Source organism: Wolbachia endosymbiont of Menacanthus eurysternus (genome assembly GCA_029715105.1).
Taxonomy (GTDB): Bacteria; Pseudomonadota; Alphaproteobacteria; order Rickettsiales; family Anaplasmataceae; genus Wolbachia.
On record CP085695.1, the window covers coordinates 712,830 to 733,850 of the forward strand.

Consider the following 21,021-nt stretch of genomic DNA (forward strand, 5'->3'; position numbering starts at 1 on the left):
TATAATAATAAAAATTTTTAATTTATTAAAAACATCTTATCAAAAAATTTTCTCTGTTTTATTTTCAATAAAACAAATTTGAAGTTTACTAAGAAAACCAATTTTTAAAGTTAAATAAAATTTGTCAAAATTAATGTCTTCATGATTCCACAAAACTTAACTCAAATTTTTATCTATAAAATAATTACAAATTTTTAATCGGAACCTAAAGATCTAAATAAGAGATCATTAAATAAATTTAATGCATACCAATCCCCAACGTAAGTGGTGAAACTCACATTTATATATATCCATACTTTTATTATCTTTATCCTTTTCAAGGATCCCACTCATTTAGAAACATTCTAGAGGAACATTCTAAAATTTATCTAAAACAATTAATACTGCAATCTCATACAAAATACATGAAACAATGTATTTCTTATACAGAATCTTCAAAATTTTAACTAAATTTCTACTTTGTTTTATAAATAGGATCTCCATTTTAATTTTACTTTTTCTCTATTTTTCTATTTAGAAAAATAATACTCTCTATAACTATCATTATTAACACTTTTATTTTATATATTTTTGTTATTTAGATAGTAACCCGTTCAAATTTATCTTACAATTCTTAAAAGAAAAACTAACATCAAAACAATTTCTTCAAATTTTAAACTTTCTACTTTTAATTTATTTCTTCCTTTCTTTTTAAAGAAAATTCAACTAATTAATAATTAATATTTCTCATTACTATCTGACTATAAAACTCTAATCCATTTTTCTTTTCTAATTTTATTTTAAAAAAATAATTCTACTACGTTTTATCTCTAACCCATCTATCCTGTCTTCACAAAGCCCTAACAGTTATATACACTACAATATGTAGTGTACAATTACAAAATTAATTATAACAGATCTTTAACACTAACATAATTTCGGCAAAATCTTACAAAATTTCTAAAATTCAAAATAAAAAATACACAATTAATCTTCTTAAAAGATACAAATCTTTATTCACCTATATTCATAACTACATAACAACTAATATTATTTTATATCACTGTTTACATCCTATACCCACACCTCTTTTTTTAAAGAGTTTTTATAAAACACCATATGTCAATAGTCAATCTTATTTAGTGTCTTATTTCTATATAAATAAATATTTATATAACTTAATTTTAATTAAATTAGATATTCGTGATTATAAATTTATATTACATCGTTATCAACGATAATTCCTAGAATATAAATAAGTAAAAAGTTTAATAAAGATAAAATGTATATCTATAACTTTTTATAAATTAACTAATTCAAATTGTTGTATATTTTGATACAATAAAACAATTCGTATTGCTTTTAATATAAAATAAATGACAAATAAACAAGATTCATTATTAACGTTAATAAAAACAAGACATAGCGGATATTTATATGATTCAAACAAACTAGTAAACCAGGCAGATATTATTACTCTAATAGAAGCAGCAAGATTCTCTCCTTCATGCTTTTGCGATGAACCTTGGAGATATATTGTATGTAACAAACAAATTAATCAAAATTCATGGGAAAAATTATTAAATTGTCTTAATAAATCTAACCAAAAATGGGCAAAAAATGCACAAGTCTTAATTATATCGTTAAGTGCAAAAAATTTTCAAAAAATAAATAAAGGAAAAAATTCCTGGGCTAAACACGATACTGGAGCAGCAAACTATGCACTTATGTTACAAGCCACATCTATGAACTTAATGGCACATCAAATGAGTGGATTTAATAAAAATAAAATAATAGAAAAATTTAACATACCTAATAACTTTAATATAATGTCAGTTATATCAATCGGTTACGAAGAAGAAGGAGTTGACATTAAAAAAAAAATAAGAAAACCAATAGAAGAAGTACTTTTTTATGACGAATGGCCGAAGTAATAAAAAAAATGCATGGTACTGGTAATAACTTTGTTATTATAGACTCACGTACAACAAATAACTTAAGACGAGATTATAAACAAATAGCTTATCAAAACAATTGCGATCAAGTGATAGTTATCACTAACTCTAACATAGCGGACTGCTTTATGCATATATATAATGCTAATGGTAGTAAGGCAGAAATATGTGGAAACGCAGCGCGATGCGTTGGATACTTAATAATGTTAGAAAAAAATACTAAATACATAACTATAGAATTAATAAACGGACGCATTTTAGAATGCTTTAAAATTAATAACAAGTCTATAAAAGTTAACATGGGCAAACCATTATTTAAATGGTACGAAATCCCCCTATCTATTAGATGTAATACTCTCTGCTTACCAATAAAAATCGAAATGCTAAAAAATCCAATTGCAGTAAATATTGGTAATCCTCACATAGTTTTTTTTGTTGATAATATCGACAAAATACCATTGCAAAATTTAGGACCAAAACTGGAAAAACACGCTCTTTTCCCTGAAGGAATAAATATCAGTATTGCTCAAATCAAAAAACATGGAGAAATAAACTTGAAAGTTTGGGAAAGAGGTACAGGTATTACTTCTTCATGTGGTAGTGCGTCTTGTGCAGTATTTGTCGCATCTATTCTTCTTAAACATCTACCTACTAGTAGTACACAAACATTTATAAACTCACAGGGAGGAAAAATACTGGTGCAATGGGTATCAAACAATATATTCATAACCGGCGATGTAGGATTTCTTAAAAAGAAAAATTCTTAAATTTTAAATATAATAATTCATTTTTTCTAAAACCTTTTTACCAATTACAGCAGGAGTTTCTGCAATTGCAATGCCAGCACTCTTCATAAATTCTAACTTCGAATCAGCATCCCCACCGCTATTAGAGGAAATGATAGCCCCAGCGTGCCCCATGCGTTTTCCTGGAGGTGCTGTCTTACCGGCTACAAACCCAACAACTGGCTTCTTAGTTTTCTCTGTCTTTAAAAAAAGTGACACATCCTCCTCCTCGTTTCCACCTATTTCACCAATAATTACAATACCATAAGTATCATTATCCTTCAAAAAAAGCTCTACACAATCAATAAACGTCACACCATGAATAGGATCGCCTCCAATTCCTATACACGTCGACTGACCTAGACCAATAGCAGTGATCTGTGCTACCGCTTCGTAAGTCAACGTCCCAGAGCGAGATATAATCCCTATATGTCCACGTTTATGAATATATCCTGGCATAATACCTATCTTACACTCTTCAGGAGTTATAATTCCAGGACAATTAGGACCAATCAATTTACTTTTCGAACCAATAAGTGCACGTTTAACTTTTATCATGTCAAGTACAGGGATTCCCTCTGTAATGCAAACTACTATTTCTATTTCCGCATCTATTGCTTCTAATATTGCATCAGCAGCAAACTTAGCAGGTACATATATCACTGTAGCATTTGCATTAGTTTTATCTCTAGCTTCTAGTACAGTACTAAAAACCGGCAAATTAAGATGGGAAGTTCCCCCCTTGCCGGGGGTTACGCCACCTACCATTTTTGTTCCATACCTAATTGTCTGTTCTGAATGGAACGTACCCTGCATACCGGTAAAACCCTGGCATATTAATCTTGTACTCTTATCTACTAAAATTGACATGATAAACTATTTACTAATTTTACTATCACCTGTGCAGCATCATCGAATCCTTCTACAAGAGTAACATCTAACCCAGAACTTTTTAAAATTTTATTTCCATCTTCAAAGTTAGTGCCTGACAACCTAACTACCAACGGAACATTTATATTCATTTCTCTTGAAATCTCACTTATACTGCTTGCAATGGTATCACAACGCATTATACCTCCAAATATGTTGATTAATATTCCCTTTACATCACTATCAGATAACAAAATTCTAAGTGCATTAATAATAACTTCCTTACTCGCACTACCACCAATATCCAAAAAATTTGCAGGTTTTGCACCATAATACTTTATTATATCCATTGTTGCCATAGCAAGACCAGCACCATTTACCATACAACCAATATTACCTCCACCCATTTTAATATAACTAAAACCATATTTCATGGCTTCCATTTCTTCTACTTTATCGGAAGTGTAAAGCTCCATAATTTCAGGATGACGATATAAAGCATTATCATCAAAACTAACTTTTGCATCAACCGCAATAAAATCTCCTGAACTTATCTCAGCTAATGGATTAATTTCTATTTGACTTGCATCAGTTGCGATAAATGCATCATACATGCTTTTAGCAATATCAGTTATTCTTCTTACTTGTCTTAAACTTAAATTAAAAATACTACCTAATTTACTACTATCAAAATTCACAAAACCAACAGAATAATCAATAACAAATCTTACAAGCTTCGTAGGAAAATTTTTTGCGACTTCCTCAATATCAACCCCACCTTCTGAAGAAAATATAAATACTAAAGTACTAAGCTTTGGATCAATTACTAGGCTCAAATAATATTCTTTTATAATATTTAAACCTTCCTCAAGGTACACTTTCTTTACCTGTAATCCCATTGAACCAGTCTGATGAGTAACTAAGGCCATACCAAGCATAGACTCAACAAACCTCTTAGCTTCCTCGGGGGACTTTGCAAATTTTACACCACCAACCTTACCTCTTCCGCCTGCATGAATTTGAGCTTTAATTACAAATACATCAGATTTTAACTTATCCATTCCGATTTCTACTTCCTCTACGGAAGAGACAACAAAACCTCTCGGAATCGGAACACCAAACTTGCACAAAATTTCCTTTGCTTGATACTCATAAACGTTCATAGTTCATAAACCATAATTAATTAATTCCACCCCCCTTTTTATTTCTTTAAAAGGAAATCAGATACATTTTTTTTTATCCCTAGCTCTCTTCTTAGCTTTTTTTCTAGCTATCTTTTCAGATCTCTTCTCATGATATTGCTTTCTCATCTTTACACCTCTTCCTTCCTTCTGAATTGTCTTCTTCAAAACAGGGAATGCCCTATCTATATCACCATAATGAACCGATACTTCAATCAAAGTTTACACACCGTATAATATATCCCTATGATATGGATTAAACTGATTAAATTGTCAATTTTTTTTTAGCATACTCATATATAAATAACAATATAAACAATAAAAATACAAAAGTCTTAGGATTTTATTATTAAAAATAAAATCTTACGTATTATAACATTAATATTTTATACATATTTGATTCAATCCAAGTGAAGTACTTTTTAACCTTTTATCAAAACCACTGTCACTATTATTTTATATCTTCACATTAGTCTTCTTCTTATACATAGCTTCAAAATCTATAGGATCTAGCATAAGAGGAGGAAACCCTCCACTACTTGTAACTCTTGCAATTACCTCTCTTGCAAATGGAAAAAGAAAAGTAGGTCCATCTATAAATAAAATTCGTCTTGCCTCTTCAATATCTAATTTTAAAAAATTTTCTATTAAAAAAACACCACAATATTTTGTTTCACAAATAAAAGCAATATCACTACTGATATTTTTATTATTTACTGTTGCTTTTGCCTCTATGTGTAAAGTAATTTCATGAAAAAGTTTTCCTTTATTATCTTCACTATTTTTGATTCCTTCTAATCTCGCTGAATTAATACTTACCATTACACTAATATTTGGGACCTCTCGAGGTAAAAATGGTGAATTTGGATTTTCGAATGATAAATCTTTAATATATTGACCATAAACTTTTAACCGTGACTCTTTGTAATATACCATTATTATTTTTAATTAAAGTTTATTTGAAATACTTATACTTTCTTGTACAATATAGCCATTTATAAATAAATAGCAAATCTAAGAATTAGAAGTTAATTATTTGGAATATAAAATAAAATAAACCATTTCGTTAACAATTAGTTTAATTAATTATTATATTAATATTACTATTTATGATAGAACTCGTAATATATGCTTTGTTAGCAGCTTTTATTTTTTCACGATTATATAATTCTTTAGGAAGATCTACAAGTTCTAATATAAAAAAACTAACCAATATAATTGACGCAAACCAAGAAGAAAAAAATATAGTAGAAAACGTTGAAAATTATATTTATAATGACACTGACAGTAGCTCAATAAAAGCTACTTACGAACAAATATTACAAATAAATAAAAATTTCTCAATTTTCAATTTTATGAAAGGTTCAAGCTTAGTTTTTGAATTAGTAATAAAATACTACAACCAAGGAAATTTACCCAAATTAAAACCACTCCTAGATAAGGAATTATATAGTAACTTTGTAGAAAAAATCAAATATCGCAAAGAAGTACAAGAATCTATAATTGTTTCTATTATCACACAAAAAATTTTAGAAATAAAATTAATAAAAGATACAGTACACATTGTAGTATATTTTCTCTCAGATCAAATTAATTTTATTAAAAACGACAAAGGAGAAATTATATCTGGTAATACATCTACTATCAATAAAGTTGAAGATATTTGGCAATTTAAAAAAAATATTACTTTCTCAAATCCAAAATGGCTTCTCACATCCGTAGAATATAAAAAAGAAGATAATGAACATTAATAATTATTTTGCTGAAAAAAAATTACGTGAAATAGTACTTGATACTGAGACTACTGGTCTAGATATTAAATTTGGACACCGAATTATTGAAATAGGATGTGTTGAATTAATCAATCGTATTCCAACTGGCAAGGTATTTCACCGATATATCAATCCGAAAAGGGATATACCTTATCACTCATTTAAAATCCATGGTATTAGCAAAGAATTCCTAAAAGACAAACCATTATTTTCGGATATAGCACTAGAATTTCTTAATTTTATATCTAATGACATTTTAATAATTCATAATGCTGAATTTGATATTAAATTTTTAAATATGGAATTAAATAAATTAAATGCTAAATTAATCTCTCAAGAAAGAGTCCTAGATACATTATTACTTGCAAGAAAAAAATTCACAGGATCACCAGCATCTTTAAGTGCATTATGCAAACGTTTTAACATATCACTAGAGAATAGAGAACTACACGGAGCACTAGTCGATGCTCAATTACTTGCAAAAGTATACGTTGAGCTTACTGGAGGATTGCAAATTTTTTTATTTAATAATAAACAACATAAACAAAATAATGTCTCTACAGACATCCACCATTATAGATATAATAACATAACTCATAGAAAATACTCACCAAGCGATGAAGAAATCAATGAACATAAAAAACTATTAAATAAAATTCATAATCCGCTTTGGAAAAAATTATAAAATAAATATATAAAAACAATAAATATAAATAAGTGATGTTAAGTTCTATAAAATTACTATCTAGTATAGCAATAATGCTATCATCTATTTTTCTAAGTTACTGTTTTTTTACTAAAAAGGGAATTTTTGCTCCTAATCCTATTGTTGTTAGAAATTTAGAAATAAAAATAGGAGGAAATTTTTCTCTAATTAATCAAGATGGGCAAATTATACATAGTAATAACTTTAAAGATAAATATATGATAATTTTCTTCGGATTCTCTTCTTGTAAAAAAATTTGTCCTATGAATCTTGGAATAATTTCAGAATTGCTTTCAAAACTAGACGAAAAAACTAATAATAAATTACAAGCATTTTTTATAACAGTTGATCCTGAACGTGATAATGTAAAGAAACTCAAAGAGTTTCATCAACAATTTGATCACAGAATACAAATGTTAACAGGTGAAAAAGAAAAAATAAGTCAAGTAATTGCAGATTATAAAGTATATTCCAGCAAAATCGTTGAAGAAGATGAAATTAATCACTCTTCAATAATATACCTCATTGGACCTAAGGGAAAATATATCACGCATTTTATAGCTGATCTAAATTCAGACGAAAGTCAATCAGACAAGATTAAAAATGAAATAAAAAAATATATAAACGAAAAATCATAAACTCGTTACAGTTTTCCATACTAAAAATTACCACTTTGATAAGTTTTACACATTCTGTGTTCAAATAATTCAGAAATCAATTCACATAAGAAATCTACTTTTAAATAAAATAAAAAATACAACTACTACTAAATAGTAATATTTTTAGTTTCATTCATTTTTTTATTTAAAATAAACTTTATTAAAAATTGTTTTACACATATACATTAATCCATATTTTATTTCCTTTTGAAAAGGAAATAAAATTACAAACCCTTAGTGTACAAAATTTCTATATTGTGACAACATTTTATTCGATAGTAAATAAATCACTGAATCTCAAAATATACATCACACCACTTTTTATATATTTTATAATTAATTATTTTAATAAATCCGATTTTCTAATACTAGAAATAGCCCAATTCCATAATCAACTATCCACCAGAATCTACATTTATAAACATAAAAAATACAAAATACCTACTGTCCTACCACTAACTTTTAAAAATTTAAATACTTTTCTTCATCTAAAATTTTTGATAATTTTATCTAATAAAATTAAATAAACACCAATAAATCTTCATAATAAAAAAGCTATAGTAAATACCGAACAAATAATAGAAATTAGTAAAAATCTCACAACTATTTTAATTTCAGACCACCCACTTTTTTCAAAATGATGATGTATTGGAGTCATAAGAAAAATCCTTATCCCATTTCCATATTTAAGCCTTGTATATCTAAAATATAATACCTGAATAATCACAGATAAAGTTTCTATTACAAAAATTATCCCAATAATTGCAAAAAGCATTTCTCTTTTAATAAAAACGCTAACTAGTCCTAAAGCCGCGCCAATTGATAAACTTCCAACATCACCCATAAAAACTCTCGCAGGATATATATTAAACCATAGAAAACTTAAAAGTGCTCCCACAAGCGCAATACAGAACAGAACGATATCCATATCATTCACTCCTTGAGTAAGGTGTGCAATTAGTCCTAAAAAAATAAAAGAATTAATAACTTGAGTTGCTGCAAGACCATCTAAACCATCTGTAATATTTACAGCATTAGAAGAACTAACAATTACAAGCACAATAAATGGAATATATAAATGACCAAAATAAATTACTATTTCTTTAATAAAAAACGTCTCTTCTGTAATCCTTTTGGGAAAATACAACTTAAACATTAATATACCGATTAATGTAATAATAACTTGAGCAAGTATTTTAATTTTTACTCTTAAACCCAAGTAGCTATTTGCCTTTAATTTTAAAAAATCATCAATAAACCCAATTATAGCAAAAGACAAAGTTACAAATATAAGTAATAAAATCTCCGCAGTTAATTGAATCCACAATAAAATTGACAATAAGGAAGAAACTAATATTACTATCCCACCCATAGTAGGAACGTGTTTTTTTTTTATTAAATGACTTTCTGGTCCAAATAATCTAATTGGCTGCCCGTCTTTACATATTTTCTTGAAGAATTTTACAAAAAAGTAAAAAAGAACAAATCCAGAAATAAATGAAGTACAAAATACTTTTATATATAAAAAATTACCTATCATTTAATTTTAAATAATGTTAAGCATAAATTAATATTTCACATTTTTATAAATAACTTAAATATTTAAAACCCACCATTATCTCTTAACTCTACTAAAAATTTAAATAATAAAAGAATTTTTAATACTTAATTTTTAATTTTTAACTTCTAATTCATATATTCTCTTATTAAAGAGTAGAGAGAAAAACTTTTAAAAATCCACTATTTAAACTATTAAAGAATATAAAATATACGGTCTACTTTTATATGTTCATTATTACACACACCCTTATTAAGGGTGAACAAAACATAAAATAACACAAAATACAAATATATTAAAATTTTCTATCCTTTTTGGAAATTAAAACAACAAAATTTTAAAAACTTACAATAGGTACTGCTGCCTACAAGCACTATTCTCTTACCTGCTAAATTTTAAAAAATTAAATATATACTTATAACTACATTTAAAATTAAACTATCAAATCCCTCCATAATCTTTAACTGAAACTATCTATCTTACTTTAGCTCAAACATATCAAATATTCTTAGCAATCTTCTGCTAATATTTTTTAATACGCTAAATTAAGCATCAAAATCATTAGTTACTAACTCTACTCTCTATATTTTATTATACATATTATTTTAAACAGACTAGCCATATATCTTTCTTCTGACTTACTTTAAATCACTTTTATTAAAACTTAAAGAAAGTTGTTTATGAACAAAAATTGTTTTACTTTTACCAAAAAACTAAATTAATTTTAAATATTATTTCTTATATCCCAAAAACCCTAATTAAAAACTTCAACAATTTATCAACCAATAACCTTCTAATTAAAAATGAGAACATTTATAATGTTATATCGACCTTCAATATAATACACCCTTTATAAGGACGAAAGAGAACTTTCTTCTCCTAAATATTAAGCATAACCTTCTCACATTAAAACGATAATTCTACTAATTATTTTTATAACTTCTATTATACTCTCTATAAATTAATAATTTTACGCAGTTAAAACTCTAACAATCATTCATAAATCTCCGTACTATAAGATCCATTTTCATCTTGTGTGAACCTTTAATTAAAACCACGTCATTGTTTTGAATAATATTAGGCAAATAATCTCTTAACTCGCTAGAATTATCAAAATGCATACCCCTTATATTTTCTGGTAGAAACCTCTGCAACTCTAACATAAACTTACCAACTGTATAAACCCCATTAACACAACACTCTACAATAGAATTAAGCAAACCTACATGAAACTTTATACTCTTATTGCCAAGCTCTAACATATCACCAAGTAATGCTACTTTTCTATGAGAAGAATATGTACATAGCGTTTTTATTGCAGCTTTTACCGAAGATGGACTAGCATTATAAGAATCATCAATTAAATATATATTCTTTCCATTAAATTTTAATTTATGAAAACTACCTCTACCCCTAGTTATATTAAATTTCTTAAGCGTAAATGGAAATTTCAATAAATCAAGACTAAGGCTTTGCAAAATTACTGCAATAATCAACACAGAGTATACAAAATGCTCACCTCGAACAAGTAAATTACAATTTATAACTGTATTATCACTAAACCTAATTTTAAAACTTAATCCATAATTATCATCCCTTGCCAAGTCTAATAAACGAACAGTAGCACTTCTGTGCTTACCAAAACTCACTACCTTCCTCTTATTACAAAATGACAAAAAATAATTATAATACCTATTATCTCTATTTATAATTAAAATACCATCATTCTTCATGCCATACAAAATTTCTGATTTTGCTTCAGCAATATCAAGTAATGAAGAAAAATTCTCAATATGAGTGGGTTCTACATTAGTAATGACTGCAATATCAGGACTACTGATCTCTGATAACTTTCTTATTTCGTTAGCTTTGCTCATACCCATTTCAAGTATTAAATATTGACAATTTTCTGAAGCCTTTAAAATCGTTAAAGGCAGCCCTATATCATTATTTAAGTTCCCTTTATTCGCATGAGATATTCCATATTGCGATAAAACAATATTCAACATATCCTTTGTGGTAGTTTTTCCTATACTACCTGTAATTGCAATAACTTTAGCCCTAATAAGAACATTTTTAATATAATATGATGCCATATCATGCAAAGCCTTAAGGGTATCTTGAACAAGAATTAAAGGAAAACTAGTATTATAATTACTGCATTCTCTTACTATTGCAATTACCGCTCCCTTTAAAAAAGCTTCACCTAAAAAAACATGCCCATCAAAATTCTCTCCCTTAAGGGCAATAAACACATCACCCCTTTTTAAGGTTCTCGTATCTATCGAAATATTTGAACTATATATTCGCTCATCATAATTACCTATTTTTTTTCCACCAGTAGCATAAATTATATTTTTTGTATTCCACTTGAACATTCTGTGTATACCTTAATAATTAATATTAGAACAGCTATATAAAATCCTATCACACAATTTTATATCATATAATGCATATGATAAAATAGATATTTTCAAACAAAATTATAATTGAAATTAATATAGAATTATTAATTCTCTCAAAATGAGAAAAATACAAAAACCTAAACATAAAATGTCATTCCAAATTAATTAATAAGACTAATAATTTTAAATTATAAGAATCAAACCTGCTAAGTTATATTGCAAAAAAACTTTTTATAAAGTAAAATAAGAATGTTTAGTTTATGAAAATAAATTCTAGTAATTCCAAGAAGGGAGGAGATTATGTCTAAATATTGGTGCGAAATTTATAGAGCATTGTTTTATGCCATACTACCCCTCTCCTAAGGAGGATGGGCGTCCCTTTTATCTAAAGCTATCAACTACAAAATAATAAAATAAAGAGGTAAAATAAAATAATATGAGTGATAAAAAAAAATACGACAATAATAATATTTTTGCTCAAATAATAAAAGGTGAATTATCTTGCAAAAAGGTATATGAAAATGATAGCATGTTAGCATTTTACGATAAATATCCTGATGCACCAATTCACATTCTAGTTATACCAAAAAATCAGTATATCTCATATGATGATTTTATTCTGAATGCTCCCACAGAAGAAATAATAAACTTCTTTAAAAGAATAGTAAAAATAATACATAAACATAACCTAGAAAAAACTGGATATAGATTAGTTACTAATTATGGTAAAAATGGAGAACAAATTATACCACACTTTCATATTCATATTCTAGGTGGTAGAAAATTAGGAAAACATGTAAATAACTTATAATTTTTCATTCATTTTATATGAGCGAATACTTAACTATAATAATTTTCATCTGCATATCAGTTATAATATCTTTCGTACTTGGCGTATTGCCGGTATTATTTACAATAAAAAGTTTCGATAAGGAAAAACTTTCTACATATGAATGCGGATTTGAACCCTTGTCAAGAGCAAGAAAAAACCTTAATATCAAATTTTATTTAATTTCAATACTATTCATAATATTTGATCTAGAAATTGCTTTTCTTTTCCCTTGGGCCGTTTCATTATATAAAATAGGTTATTACGGCTTTTGGTCTATGATAATATTTCTTACAATACTTACTATAAGCTTTATCTACGAATGGTGTAAAGGTGCATTAGAATTAGAATAAGAAATGAATCATCATAACAGTACTTTTAATAAAAAAAATAACAATTGGAGCCAATATAAGAAAGAAGGATTTCTTATTACCAAATTTGGTGATTTGATAGATTACATAATGAATTGGGCAAGATCAAATTCATTATGGCCTATGACATTTGGTCTTGCATGTTGTGCAGTAGAAATGATACACACTGCATCAAGTCGATATGATCTCGATAGATATGGTATGATTTTCCGCGCAAGTCCAAGACAAGCAGATGTTATGATTGTTGCAGGCACACTAACCAATAAAATGGCATCTGCATTACGTAAAATTTACGATCAAATGTCAAATCCAAAATATGTTGTATCTATGGGTAGTTGCGCAAACGGTGGTGGATATTATCATTATTCCTATTCAGTAGTACGTGGTTGTGATAAAATTGTACCTGTTGATATATATGTTCCAGGATGCCCGCCAACTGCCGAAGCGCTTCTATATGGAATGTTGTGTCTACAAAATAAAATAAAGCGAAACATATAATATGAATAAAATTGCCGAATATATACAAAAAAAAACCGGATGTAAATGTTTTCAACAGAATGATAGTAATACAATTATAATATATTCAACTCTAGATGATATCAGAAACCATTTACTCTTTCTACGCAACAATAAAAAATGCAGATTTGAGCTATTGATTGACATTTTTGGAATTGATTACCCAAATAGAAAAAAACGCTTTGAATTAATATACAACCTGCTTAGTATTGTATATAATATTAGAGTACATGTAAAACTCCAGTTACATGAGGGTGATACTCCTTCTAGTGTAACAAATATATTTAGCGCAGCTTCATGGTTTGAACGTGAAGTTTTTGATATGTATGGAATAAAATTCTATAATCACCCAAATTTACAAAGAATTCTAACAGATTATACTTTTAAAGGCCATCCAATGCTAAAAGATTTTCCACTTACTGGCTATGAAGAAGTTAAATATGATATAAAATCAAAAAAAATTAAATACAGTCCTATTGATTTACCACAAGATTTTCGAATATTTGACAATTTATCTCCATGGGGTGGCAAGATACAAAATAAACATAAAAAATAAAATGATAGCACAGAGAAAAATATCTTTAATTGGTGCAGGAAATATAGGCGGAACTTTAGCTCACATGATTGTTCTCAAAGAACTTGGTAATGTCATATTGCTTGATATCGATAATGAAATATCACAAGGCAAGGCACTTGATATTGCAGAATCATCCTCTATCGAAAAATTCGATACTAGTATAATAGGTACTAGCGAATATAAAGATATAGAAAATTCTGATGCAATTATAATAACTGCTGGCATTAAAAGAAAACCTGGTATGAATAGAAATGATCTTTTCCAGACTAATGCTGAAATAATGAAAAAAGTTGGTAAAAACATTAAAAAATATTCTCCAAATGCTTTCGTAATAGTAATCACAAACCCCCTAGATGCCATGGTTTCAGTAATACATAAATCTTCAGGTGTTCCAAATCACATGATTGTTGGAATGGCGGGAGTACTTGATTCATCTCGTTTTTGTTATTTTCTCGCAAACGAATTAAATATCTCAATCGAAAATATATCTACTTTTGTGCTCGGAGGACACGGTGACACCATGATACCTCTTGTTCAATATACCTCTATTTCTGGTATTCCTCTTACTCAAATTATTGATATGGGTTTTATCACACAAAAAAAAGTTAATGAAATAATCGAACGTACTCGTAATGGCGGAAAAGAAATAATTGATTTACTAAAATTCGGATCAGCGTACTATGCTCCTGCATCTTCAGCTATATATATACTAGAATCATATTTAAAAGATAAAAAACGTATACTAGCATGCACTTCCTACTTAAATGGCGAATATGGTGTAAAAGACTTGTTTATTGGTGTTCCTACAATCATCGGGAAAAATGGAGTTGAAAAAATCTTAGAAATTAAAATGGAAGATAATGAACAAAAAATGTTTAATCAATCTGTAAAAATAACAGAAAACTTAATAAAAACTTTAAATAATAACTAAAAACGCAACTAAAGATAATAACGAAAATATTGAAAATTAATTTATACCCAATAGTAAAACTTCTTTTTTTTTGTCATTAAAAGAATCTACTTTAAAAAATTTATTTATTAAAAGTTTATTTTATTTACAACCTATACTACTAATGAAAAAGTTTTCTTCCCAAGAGAGAGGAGAAGAAGGAATGAGGAGAAAAGTATTATCAAATAAGGAAATCCCGCACAAAAAGTACTAACCCATTAAAACTAAATTCATGTCCTGCACAATTTATTATATGCTTCTACATGAAATACACATATAATATTCGTTATATTCTATCTAAAAATAGAACATAATTCTTATCTCTTATTTTTATTTATTTATTAAAAGCAAAAGCTTTTATTTGAGAATAAAACTCTTCTATCACTATTTTATATACCTTCTTCCTAAAAAAGATAGCATTCGTCATTAAAGCATTTATATTTTGCCAACGCCATTCTATAAATTCTGGGCAATTAGTATAATTAATATTAATTTCTTTATCTTCTCCACAAAATTTCATTAAAAACCATATCTGCTTCTGTCCAAAATATTTCCTATTCCAATAAGTTGGTATAAACCCTCTAGGTAAATTATAGTATATCCAATTTCTACTTTTGGTTACAATTTCTACTTTATTAGTTCCAACTTCCTCTAATAATTCACGTAACGCAGCACTTTTTAATTTTTCACTATCATCAATACCACCTTGTGGCATTTGCCAATAAGAATCATTACTAAAACGTTTTCCGACAAAAATACGTCCCTGTTTATTAAACAACATTATACCAACGCAAGGACGATATTTATCATCTTCCTGATAAACCATAAACTTTTTTATATAAAAAACTCTCTATTGCTATCATTTAGCAATCTATTTCAGAAAATTAACTTTAACAACTATAAATATAATTTACATAAAATATAAACATAACCGAATTCTCTCTAATTTAAAAAGCACAATTATAACATCCTTGGTTCCTCAAATCCTTGTTAATTTTCTTAACATTCTCAGTATTATGGATCTAATTATTAAAACCCATTAAATATATATAAAATCCCCACGAGAATCTGTTTTACCTTGCGGGATACAGTTTACCATATTTGACAATCTAAGTCAAAACTTTTTGTTACTGTAGCAATAAAATAAACTATACTTATCGATTTTAACCTAAATAATTAAGCAAATCATATATAAAAATTAAAACAAATTAAAATAGATAACTAGCTTATATAATCCCAATATACAATAAAGAATCCACACAATAAAATTGTATAAAAACTTATCTAAATAAAACTATAAAATCAACCTACTTTTATTTATAAAATATCTATAGAATTTATGAACACGAATATTTTAATTAAAATGCAACAAACTACAAAGTATAAATCAGAGTTTTTAAATTTTATTAAAGAAAGAGAATACCTATACCAATGTACAAATATTGAAGAATTAGATCAATTACTAACACAAAACAATTACATTGTTGCATATATAGGATTTGACTGTACAGCTCCAAGTTTTCATATCGGTCATCTTATACATATTATGATGCTCCGTCATCTACAAAAATTTAATTATAAACCAATAATTTTACTCGGAGGTGGAACAACAAAAGTTGGTGACCCGTCCGGTAAAGATAAAACAAGAAATATTTTATCTACAGATGATATAGATCGAAATATGACAAATATAAAGAAAAAATTAAAAAAGATAATATCTTTCAACAATAAAAAAACTAGCCCTATTATAGTAAACAACGCAGATTGGTTAAACGACATAAAATATATAGATTTTCTACGTAGCATAGGAATATACTTTTCTATAAATCGTATGCTAAATTTTGACAGTATAAAGATTAGACTAAAAAGAAAACAAAATTTAAGCTTTCTTGAATTTAACTACATGCTATTACAAGCTTATGACTTTATTAAATTAAATAAAAAATATGGCTGTCGTTTACAAATAGGCGGAGCTGATCAATGGGGGAATATAGTAAATGGAATTGAACTCGGCAAAAAATTAAATTTACCCAAATTATTTGGCCTTACTACACCTCTTTTACTAAATGCACAAGGAAAAAAAATGGGCAAAACTGAAAATAAAACAATATGGCTTGATAGCAAAATGTTAAAACCCTACGACTATTGGCAATATTTTCGCAACATTAATGATCAAAATGTTGGACGCTTTTTAAGATTACTTACTGATCTACCAATTAATGAAATTAAAAAATTAGAATCCCTGAAAAATCAAGAAATAAATGAAGCAAAAAAAATTTTAGCAACAGAAGTAACAAAAATATGTCATGGCAGAAAAGAAGCAAAACTTGCACAATCCACAGCAGTTTCTACTTTTGATAACAAAGATAATTCTTTACTTCCAAAGTATACCATAACAAAAGAACAAATCACGAATGGCATATCTCTAATAAACATTTTACACAATACAGGTCTCGAACCATCAAAATGTGCTGCAAAACGTTTGATACAAAATAACGGATGTAAAATTAACGATATCATTGTAAATGATACTAATTACGTAATAAATTTTAATAATTTTAAATATCACCCATTTATAAAACTATCTGCAGGAAAAAAACGACATATAAAAATTGTAATATATTAAACTAAATAGAATCTTCTCCCTAGAGAAACAAAATATTTAATAAAATTAAAATAAAAATAAAATTTGGAATAAAAGTACATATTAATCAGTACAAAATATTATCAATAAACTATTTAATTAAATAAAAATTTAAATTTAAACACAAAATATTATAAAATCACAATACATAAAACCTCTACCACTTTATATTTATCCGATTATTTCTTAATATAATAAAATGAAATATCATAAAACAACACTTCTTTTCTATGCCAATCAACAGTATAAACAACTTTAAACAAACCTCCCTTTTTTTAGAATAAATGAGATATGCCTTCTATACATTAAAAATGCTCTTGATTTTGAAGAAAACCTTTTACTAAAAATCCTAATTTATTAAACAAAATTAAAACCTTTACAAAGCTCTAAAAGAAATCTGATTATAAAAAGTAACAATCCAAACTTTTTATGAAGTTAAAACTTCTATGATTTAATTTAAAATTAAAAGATTGTCACAATCCAAAATAACTATCAGCACACAAATAAAAACCTATAAACAAGGTATATAATAATATTAACATTATTTTAATAAAACAAATAGCTTTAATAAAATTAAAATTTAAACTCACAAAACTAAAAATTTTCTATAACTTGTTAGAAATCCACACACATTAATTTATATAAAATACAAAACATCCAAATATCCAATAAAAACAAACCACTATTTGATGATAATATAGCCCTAAATCTTTTTTATTAAAATTTCATCATTAAAGGCGTACACCACTAGTTTATCGCCTTCAGTTACTTCTCCAGACAAAAGTAATTTAGCTAAATTATTTTGAATAGATTCTTGCATTACCCTTTTTAAGGGTCTTGCTCCATATTCAAAATCATAACCAGTATGCATTATCAACTCCTTAGCACTCTCTAACAGACTTATATCTAACTTTCGTTTAGCGAGCATTTTCTGCAAATAAAGAAACTGAACATCTATTATTTTATAAATATCGTTTTTAGTTAAATTATGAAATATAACAATTTCATCTAACCTATTCAAAAATTCAGGACGAAATACAGATTTAACTATTTTCATTACTTCCTTTTTTACAGAATCAAAGGAACTTTTTAGCATTATCTCAGCACCGAGATTAGAAGTTAAAATCAATATTGTATTACGAAAATCAATTAATTTACCACGACTATCAGTCAGTCTACCTTCATCAAAAATTTGTAATAACAAATTAAACACATCTGGATCTGCTTTCTCTATTTCATCAAACAAGATTACTTGATACGGTCTTCTTCTTATTGCTTCAGTTAATCTACCACCTTGCTCGTAACCAACATATCCAGGAGGTGCACCAATTAACTTCGAAACAGAATGTTTTTCCATATATTCAGACATATCAAAACGCAAAAGCGCTAACTGATCACTAAATAAAAACTCAGCAAGAGCTTTTGCAAGCTCTGTTTTCCCAACTCCTGTTGGCCCCAAAAATAAAAATGAACCAAACGGCCTATTAGTGTCCTGTACGCCTGAACGAGATCGCCTTACTGCATTACTTATTGCTTCTATTGCATCTTTTTGTCCTATTACTCTTTTTCCTATTTCATTTTCCATACTAAGAAGCTTTTCTTTTTCATCATACATCATATTACTAACTGGAATCCCAGTCCATTTTGAAACAATATTTGCAATATCATTTTCAGTAACTTCTTTTTTTAAAAAACTATCAGTAACCTTTTCTTGACTTTTTAATTCATTTTCGAGTTGTGGAATTATACCGTACATTAATTCTCCAGCCTTTCCTAAGTCTCCACTACGTTGAACCAGTTCTAATTCTTTTCTAGCACTATCTAATTTTTCTGCTGTATCTTGTATCTTAGCTATTTTATCTTTTTCTATTTGCCACTTATTTGTTAAATCAACAAATTTAATATTCATATTTTCAATTTCATCGTTTATTTTTTTTAAACGCTGCTTTGAATTTTCATCAAACTCCTTCTTTAAAACTTCTGATTCAATTTTTAATTGCATTATTTTTCTCTCAAGTTCATCTATAATTTCTGGTTTACTATCCATTTCAATTCTTACCCTGCTAGCTGCTTCATCAATTAAATCAATTGCCTTATCAGGTAAAAATCTATCTGTTATATATCTACTAGATAACAGTACAGCAGAAATTATTGCACCATCTGTAATTCTAATACCATGATGTACCTCATATCTTTCTTTTAAACCTCTAAGTATTGAAATGGTGTCAGTTTCAGTTGGTTGAGAAATGAATACAGGCTGAAAACGTCTTGCAAATGCAGGTTCTTTTTCTATATGCTCACGATACTCATCTAAAGTTGTAGCTCCTATACAACGAATTTCTCCGCGCGCAAGAGCAGGTTTTAGTAAATTTGAAGCATCCATTGTACCATCTGATGCTCCCGCTCCAACTAAAGTGTGTAATTCATCAATGAACAATATTATTTTTTTTTTTGTTCTTGAAAGTTCATTAATAACTGCTTTTAATCTTTCCTCAAATTCTCCTCTAAATTTTGTTCCTGCAACTAATGCACCAAGATCTAATGATAAAACTTTTGCACCACGTAAACCAAGTGGTACATCATTTGCAACTACTCTATTTGCAAGCCCTTCAACTATTGCAGTCTTTCCAACCCCTGGTTCACCTATTAATACTGGATTATTTTTTGTACGTCTTAGTGATACTTGCATGGTTCTTCTTATTTCTTCATCTCGACCAATTACCGGATCAAGTTTTCCTTGCGTAGCTAGTTCTGTAATATCTTTTGTATATTTTTTTATTGTATTTAACTTTTCTTCACTATTTGGAGAATCTGCATTATAACCTTTTCTGATTTCTAAGATAGCTGAATTTAATTTTTGCTGGGTTACACCATTTTCTGTTAAAATTTTACTTACGGTATCATATTTTTGTGCAACAAGACCTTGTAATAGATGTTCAACAGTAATAAATGAATCGTTATTTTTTTTTGCAAAATTAGCTGAATTTTCGAAAACTTTTGCAACTTCTCTTGAGAGGCCGAGATTAGTATTATCAGGTCCTTCAATTACTGGAAGTCTTTTTATCGCATCATTTACAGCATTAGAAATATTTTGCACATTACCTCCGCAAGCATTTATCAGATCTTGTACTAAATTTGATTCATCTTCTAACATTACATTAAGTAAATGTTCATTTGTAAGAGTTTGATGTCCTAATCCTAATGCTTTTATTTGAGCACTTTGAATTAAGTTTTTTGCTTTTTCAGTAAATTTATTAAAGTTCAT

19 protein-coding genes are annotated in these 21,021 nt (G+C 27.5%); 11 read left to right on the forward strand and 8 right to left on the reverse strand.

Features of this window, described 5'->3' with window-relative positions:
• Positions 1 to 1,355: 1,355 nt before the first annotated feature.
• Both LJI21_02895 and dapF read left to right on the forward strand, forming a co-directional pair.
• On the forward strand, positions 1,356 to 1,913 hold the full coding sequence (locus LJI21_02895) for a nitroreductase family protein (GenBank protein ID WFW29686.1): 558 nt from the start codon (positions 1,356 to 1,358) through the stop codon (positions 1,911 to 1,913).
• Entirely contained in the window at positions 1,901 to 2,701 is an 801-nt protein-coding gene (gene dapF / locus LJI21_02900) for a diaminopimelate epimerase (GenBank protein WFW29687.1), read from the forward strand. Before LJI21_02895 ends, dapF begins: the two co-directional genes overlap by 13 nt.
• A gap of 3 nt (positions 2,702 to 2,704) precedes the next feature.
• On the opposite strand, the gene sucD is transcribed toward dapF, so the two are convergent.
• The 4 genes from sucD to secB form a co-directional block, all read right to left on the reverse strand.
• On the reverse strand, positions 2,705 to 3,589 hold the full coding sequence (gene sucD / locus LJI21_02905; GenBank protein ID WFW29688.1) for a succinate--CoA ligase subunit alpha: 885 nt from the start codon (positions 3,587 to 3,589) through the stop codon (positions 2,705 to 2,707).
• Positions 3,577 to 4,752 (reverse strand): ADP-forming succinate--CoA ligase subunit beta, encoded by a 1,176-nt coding sequence (gene sucC, locus LJI21_02910; protein WFW29689.1) that lies wholly within the window; start codon positions 4,750 to 4,752, stop codon positions 3,577 to 3,579. The genes sucD and sucC overlap by 13 nt, the downstream gene beginning before the upstream one ends.
• 57 nt (positions 4,753 to 4,809) lie before the next feature.
• The gene (locus LJI21_02915) at positions 4,810 to 4,989 is read right to left on the reverse strand and encodes a 30S ribosomal protein S21 (protein WFW29690.1); all 180 of its coding nucleotides are present in this window, start codon (positions 4,987 to 4,989) and stop codon (positions 4,810 to 4,812) included.
• Positions 4,990 to 5,226: 237 nt separating this feature from the next.
• Complete coding sequence (secB, locus tag LJI21_02920) at positions 5,227 to 5,706, reverse strand: protein-export chaperone SecB (protein WFW29691.1); 480 nt, start codon at positions 5,704 to 5,706, stop codon at positions 5,227 to 5,229.
• A 173-nt stretch (positions 5,707 to 5,879) separates the two neighbouring features.
• On the opposite strand from secB, the gene LJI21_02925 reads away from it, so the two are divergent.
• From LJI21_02925 to LJI21_02935, 3 genes are read left to right on the forward strand one after another with little or no spacing between them, the layout of a single operon-like run.
• Positions 5,880 to 6,521, forward strand: a complete 642-nt coding sequence (locus LJI21_02925; protein WFW29692.1) for a Tim44/TimA family putative adaptor protein — start codon at positions 5,880 to 5,882, stop codon at positions 6,519 to 6,521.
• Complete coding sequence (gene dnaQ, locus LJI21_02930) at positions 6,511 to 7,227, forward strand: DNA polymerase III subunit epsilon (protein ID WFW29693.1); 717 nt, start codon at positions 6,511 to 6,513, stop codon at positions 7,225 to 7,227. Before LJI21_02925 ends, dnaQ begins: the two co-directional genes overlap by 11 nt.
• A gap of 35 nt (positions 7,228 to 7,262) precedes the next feature.
• Positions 7,263 to 7,886 carry an SCO family protein gene (locus tag LJI21_02935; GenBank protein WFW29694.1) on the forward strand — a complete coding sequence of 208 codons (624 nt, stop codon included), beginning with the start codon at positions 7,263 to 7,265 and terminating at the stop codon, positions 7,884 to 7,886.
• Positions 7,887 to 8,448: 562 nt separating this feature from the next.
• Here the strand turns inward: LJI21_02935 and mraY are convergent.
• Together mraY and LJI21_02945 are read right to left on the reverse strand one after the other, a co-directional pair.
• Positions 8,449 to 9,447 (reverse strand): phospho-N-acetylmuramoyl-pentapeptide-transferase, encoded by a 999-nt coding sequence (gene mraY / locus LJI21_02940; protein ID WFW29695.1) that lies wholly within the window; start codon positions 9,445 to 9,447, stop codon positions 8,449 to 8,451.
• A 1,004-nt stretch (positions 9,448 to 10,451) separates the two neighbouring features.
• Entirely contained in the window at positions 10,452 to 11,843 is a 1,392-nt protein-coding gene (locus LJI21_02945; GenBank protein WFW29696.1) for a UDP-N-acetylmuramoyl-tripeptide--D-alanyl-D-alanine ligase, read from the reverse strand.
• Between the two features lie 463 nt (positions 11,844 to 12,306).
• Here LJI21_02945 and LJI21_02950 point away from each other — a divergent pair, with 463 nt between their 5' ends.
• From LJI21_02950 to mdh, 5 genes are read left to right on the forward strand one after another with little or no spacing between them, the layout of a single operon-like run.
• Positions 12,307 to 12,681 (forward strand): HIT domain-containing protein, encoded by a 375-nt coding sequence (locus LJI21_02950; protein ID WFW29697.1) that lies wholly within the window; start codon positions 12,307 to 12,309, stop codon positions 12,679 to 12,681.
• Between the two features lie 17 nt (positions 12,682 to 12,698).
• Positions 12,699 to 13,052: an NADH-quinone oxidoreductase subunit A gene (gene ndhC, locus LJI21_02955; protein ID WFW29698.1), complete on the forward strand. Its 354-nt coding sequence runs from the start codon at positions 12,699 to 12,701 to the stop codon at positions 13,050 to 13,052.
• Between the two features lie 3 nt (positions 13,053 to 13,055).
• Positions 13,056 to 13,568, forward strand: coding sequence for an NADH-quinone oxidoreductase subunit B (locus tag LJI21_02960; protein WFW29699.1), 513 nt, complete (start codon positions 13,056 to 13,058; stop codon positions 13,566 to 13,568).
• 1 nt (position 13,569) lies between these two features.
• On the forward strand, positions 13,570 to 14,142 hold the full coding sequence (locus LJI21_02965; protein ID WFW29700.1) for an NADH-quinone oxidoreductase subunit C: 573 nt from the start codon (positions 13,570 to 13,572) through the stop codon (positions 14,140 to 14,142).
• Between the two features lies 1 nt (position 14,143).
• A complete protein-coding gene (gene mdh, locus LJI21_02970) occupies positions 14,144 to 15,094 on the forward strand; it encodes a malate dehydrogenase (protein ID WFW29984.1) in 951 nt (316 codons plus the stop codon).
• 352 nt (positions 15,095 to 15,446) lie between these two features.
• Here mdh and LJI21_02975 read toward each other — a convergent pair whose 3' ends face one another.
• On the reverse strand, positions 15,447 to 15,938 hold the full coding sequence (locus LJI21_02975) for an RNA pyrophosphohydrolase (GenBank protein WFW29701.1): 492 nt from the start codon (positions 15,936 to 15,938) through the stop codon (positions 15,447 to 15,449).
• Between the two features lie 537 nt (positions 15,939 to 16,475).
• Between LJI21_02975 and tyrS the strand changes: the two genes are divergently transcribed.
• The gene (gene tyrS, locus LJI21_02980; GenBank protein WFW29985.1) at positions 16,476 to 17,738 is read left to right on the forward strand and encodes a tyrosine--tRNA ligase; all 1,263 of its coding nucleotides are present in this window, start codon (positions 16,476 to 16,478) and stop codon (positions 17,736 to 17,738) included.
• Between the two features lie 721 nt (positions 17,739 to 18,459).
• Here the strand turns inward: tyrS and clpB are convergent.
• Positions 18,460 to 21,021: an ATP-dependent chaperone ClpB gene (gene clpB, locus LJI21_02985; protein ID WFW29702.1), complete on the reverse strand. Its 2,562-nt coding sequence runs from the start codon at positions 21,019 to 21,021 to the stop codon at positions 18,460 to 18,462.